Annotated in this window: 4 protein-coding genes; all 4 read right to left on the reverse strand. The window is 69.0% G+C overall.

The genetic code is table 11. From position 1 onward, the window contains the following. Positions 1 to 729, reverse strand: a 729-nt coding sequence (locus JHD63_RS21855) for an aldehyde dehydrogenase family protein (RefSeq protein WP_198972896.1), incomplete at its 3' end; no start/stop codon positions are given. 76 nt (positions 730 to 805) lie between these two features. Next, complete coding sequence (locus JHD63_RS21860; protein ID WP_198972897.1) at positions 806 to 1,615, reverse strand: enoyl-CoA hydratase/isomerase family protein; 810 nt, start codon at positions 1,613 to 1,615, stop codon at positions 806 to 808. Between the two features lie 108 nt (positions 1,616 to 1,723). After that, positions 1,724 to 3,226 (reverse strand): sugar ABC transporter ATP-binding protein, encoded by a 1,503-nt coding sequence (locus JHD63_RS21865; protein WP_198972898.1) that lies wholly within the window; start codon positions 3,224 to 3,226, stop codon positions 1,724 to 1,726. Between the two features lie 2 nt (positions 3,227 to 3,228). Further along, on the reverse strand, positions 3,229 to 4,158 hold a 930-nt coding region (locus JHD63_RS21870), incomplete at its 5' end, for a strictosidine synthase (protein WP_198972899.1).

Raw genomic sequence — 4,158 nt, forward strand, 5'->3', positions numbered from 1 at the left:
GCTCTGCACCATGCGCTTGGCGGTGGCGGTGGAGCCGGTGAAGGAGATCTTGTTCACGTCAGGGTGCTCCACCAGGCGCTGCCCCGCCGTGCGGCCATGGCCTGGCACCACGTTGAACACGCCGGGCGGAAAGCCCGCTTCATGCACCAGCCGCGCCAGCTCCAGCGCGGAGATGGGCGTGGATTCGGCCGGCTTGACCACCAGCGTGCAGCCCGCGGCCAGGGCCGGGCCGATCTTCAGGCAGGCGGCCAGCAGCGGCGCGTTCCACGGAATGATGGCGCCGACCACCCCCACCGGCACCCGCGTGGTGAAGGCGTGCACGCTGTCGTCGATGGGGATGGTGCTGCCCTGCGCCTTGTCGGCCAGCGAGGCGAACCACTGGTACCACTGCACCTGGGCCGTGAGGCTGGCGCGGTGCTCGCGCACCAGATTGCCGTTGTCCTGCGATTCGATCACCGCCAACTGGGCAATGGCCGCGGCGAACAGGTCGGCCAGGCGACGCAGCAGCGCGGCCCGCTCATGGCCGGGCCTGCGGCTCCAGGCGGGCAATGCCTGGCGCGCGGCAGCCACCGCGCGGTCGATGTCCCGCGCCCCGCCCATGGGCGCGACGGCCCAGGGCTGGCCGGTGGCGGGGTCGATGCTCTCGACCAGTTCGCCATCGAGCGGCTTGACCCACTCGCCGTTGATGTAGAGGTGCTCGTAGCGCTTGAGGGCGATGCCGCTCGTCATCCTTGTCTCCTGCTATTCTTTTAGCTAACGTTAGTTAGTTAAAATCGCCTGCCATGAACTCATGGCAGGCACTCGTCTACTGCGGCAGTCGCGCCGAGGGAAAATCGGGCGCGCGCTTCTCGCGCAGCGCGGCAAGTCCTTCCTTGACGTCCGCACCCAGGAAGCACAGCATCTCCAGGGCCAGCGAGTTGTCGAAGATCGGGCCGGCCTGGCGCATCCAGTGGTTGAGCGACTTCTTGGTGGCGCGGATAGCGGTCTGGCTGCCGCCCGCCAGACGGGAGGCGATGGCGAGCGAGCGGGGCAGCACCTCGGCGCGCGGGGCGCAGAAGCTCACGAGGCCGATGCGCTCGGCCTCCCTGCCGTCGACGAAATCGGCCGTCATCAGGTAGTACTTGGCCTTGGCCATGCCGCACAGCAGGGGCCAGATGAGCGCTGCGTGGTCGCCCGCCGAGACGCCCAGGCGCGCATGGCCGTCGGTGAGCTTGGCGTCCTCGGCCATCACGCTCACGTCGGCCAGCAGCGCCACGGCCAGGCCCGCGCCCACGGCCGTGCCGTTGATGGCCGAGATGATCGGCTTGTCGCAGGCCAGCATGTTGTAGACGATGTCGGAGGCCTCCTTCATCACGCGCAGGGTCGCTTCCTGGCTGCTGGCCATCTCTTCCACCATCGACAGGTCCCCGCCCGCCGAAAATGCCCGCTCGCCCGCGCCCGTGACCACAATGGCCTTGACGCTGGTGTCGTCATGGACCACGCCCCACAACTGGGTCAATTCCCAGTGCATGCGGTTGTTCGTGGCGTTCATGACCTCGGGCCGGTTGAGCGTGGCCAGCAGCACGCCGTCGGGCTGGCGGTCGAACTGGATGAACTGGAAGTCCTCGTAGCGCATGGGTCACCGGAATGTGGAAGATTTCACGTTCGATTGGGCCAGCCAAGGCCGGTTCGGGCAAGCTCCGCCGTGCAGATGTTCCGTACTTTGGAGGCGGAGCACGTCAGGCTAATGAACCGCCGCATACATGATTCTGGCCTCGGTAGCGTCCACGGCGGACATTTCCTCGACGATCTGCCCCTGGCGCGCCACCAGGATGCGGTCGGACAGCGCCAGCACTTCCGGGAGGTAGGATGAGATCACGACGACCGCGATACCCTGGTCCGCCAGTTGCTGGATGAACTGGTGGATCTCGGCGATGGCGCCCACGTCCACGCCGCGCGTGGGCTCGTCGAAGATGACGAGCCGGGGCTTTTGCACCAGCGCCTTGGCGATCACCACCTTCTGCTGGTTGCCGCCCGAGAGTTCGATCACCTTGGCGTCGCTGTCGATGGCGCGCACCTGCAGCGCTTTGGTCCAGTGCCTGGCCAGCGCGCGTGCCCGCGACATCGACACCGCCGAGGCTGGATTGCTCCCGAGCGCGAGTTCGCCCGCGAAGATGTTGTCGGCGATGGACAGGGTCTCGAAGAAGCCGTCGAGCTTGCGGTCTTCGGTGACGTAGACGATGCCGTCATGCACCGCCTGGCGCGGCACGCGGTAGCGGATGGGGCGGCCCATGAAGCGGATCTCGCCGCCGTCGAACAGGTTGCGCTTCATGGCGCCGGCGACGATCTTCATGGTTTCGGTGCGCCCGGCGCCGATCAGGCCGAACATGCCGGTGATTTGCCCCGCATACACGCTGAACGAGGTGTTGCGCACCGCGTTGCCCATCGACAGGTTCAGGATGCTGAGCATCCTGGCGCCGGGCTTGCGCACGCAGCGCCGCGCCGGGCCGCCCTCGCCGTGCAGTTCGCTGCTCAGCTCGCGCCCCACCATGGCCTGCACCACGCTGTCGCGCGTGAAGCCGGCCGTAGGGCCGTAGGCCACGCGCCGGCCGTCGCGCAGCACGGTGATCTGGTCGGAGTGGGTCAGCGCCTCTTCGAGCGCATGGGTGATGAACAGAATGGCCACGCCCTGCGCCTTCAGGCGCCGCAGCAGCTCGAAGAAGTGGTGCCGCTCCTCGGGCGTGAGGGTGGCGGTGGGCTCGTCGAAGATGATGATCTTGGCGTCGTGGTGCGTGGCGCGCGCCACCTCCACCATCTGGCGCTGCGCGGCGCCGAGCGAATTGACCAGCGCCGTGGGGTCCACGTCGAAGCCCATGCTCTGCAGCGACTGCTGGGCGCGGATGTACAGGCCGCGCAGGCGGTTGAGGAACTTCTCCTCGCCCAGGTAGATGTTCTGCGCCACGCTCATGGAGCCGACCAGGCTGGTCTCCTGAAACACCATGGCGATGCCGCTGGACAGGGCCTGCGCGGGCGAAGTGAACGCCACGGGTCGGCCGTCGATCAGGATCTCGCCCGAGGTCAGCGCGTGCACGCCTGCCAGGGCCTTCATCAGGGTGGACTTGCCCGCGCCGTTCTCGCCGAGCACCGCATGGACCTGGCCATGTTCGAGCGTGAGGTCCACGCCCTGGATCGCCGCAACGCCGCGGAACGCCTTGGTCGCCGCGCGGATTTCAAGGAGCTTGCTCATGTTCAGTCCTTCCAAGCCTGGGGGTCTATGCGCACGGCGCGGCCGCAGCCCTTGGCCCCGGCGATGAGCTGCCCCTGGTGCTCGCACAGCGAGGTCACGCCGTGCACGCTGCCATCGGCGCGGCTGTGCCAGCTCGCGGTGGGCAGCAGGTGGGCGTCGAGGTGCGCGACGAGGCCATAGGAGAAGGTCGGCGCCCAGGGCTTGAGGATGTTCATCTGCCGGATCGCCCCGGCCTGCAGCGGCACGCGAAAGCTGCTGCGCGCGGCCAGCGTCGGCGCGATCCAGAAGCGCGGATCGACCTCGGCCACCATGCGCTCGCGGTAGCGCGGCTCGCGCAGCACGAACTCGATCAGCGGGTTGCGCGGCGCGAACAGCGCGAGCCAGTAGCCGCCCCGGGTGGCGCGCGCCAAGCGCGCGGGGTAGGCGGGCAGGTCTTCGAGCACGGGCCGCGGGGCCGAGGGGTGCTGCGCATCCAGTTCCACCACGCGATGCGCCCAGGCTTCGGTGGCGAGCAGCTTGCCGTCATCGGCCAGCGCCAGGCCGTAGGGAAAGGCCATGCCGTGCGCCAGCCGCCGGGCGGCGCCGCTGCGCAGGTCGATGCGCCAGATGCTGCCGCTGCGGCCATGGGCCATCAGGTCGTGCTTCCACTGGCTGGCGGCGAAGCGCTCCGAGCCCGATGCGACGACGAGCGTATCGCCATCGAGGAACAGCGCCGCCGTGGGGCAGCGCAGGGGCTGGTCCATGACCGGGCCTATGCGGCGGCCATGGTGGGTGCCGCCGCGCAGCAGCAGGCCCTGGCCGTCCAGGCCGATGGCCAGGGCGCCGTCCACGCCGCTGGCCAGGCAGGTGATGGCGGTGTCGAAGCTGCCCTCGGGCGTGACGCGGCCTTCGCCAATGCGCAGCAGCCGCTCGCCGCTGGAGCAGAGCAGGGC

Origin of the sequence: Xylophilus sp. ASV27, from assembly GCF_016428875.1 — a bacterium.
In the GTDB taxonomy this organism is placed as follows: Bacteria; Pseudomonadota; Gammaproteobacteria; order Burkholderiales; family Burkholderiaceae_C; genus Xylophilus.

What these genes read in the sequence shown, in the direction of transcription:
- JHD63_RS21860 (WP_198972897.1), bottom strand. Translation starts at nt 1,615, where the DNA reads ATGCGCTACGAGGACTTCCAGTTCATCCAGTTCGACCGCCAGCCCGAC.
- JHD63_RS21865 (WP_198972898.1), bottom strand. Translation starts at nt 3,226, where the DNA reads ATGAGCAAGCTCCTTGAAATCCGCGCGGCGACCAAGGCGTTCCGCGGC.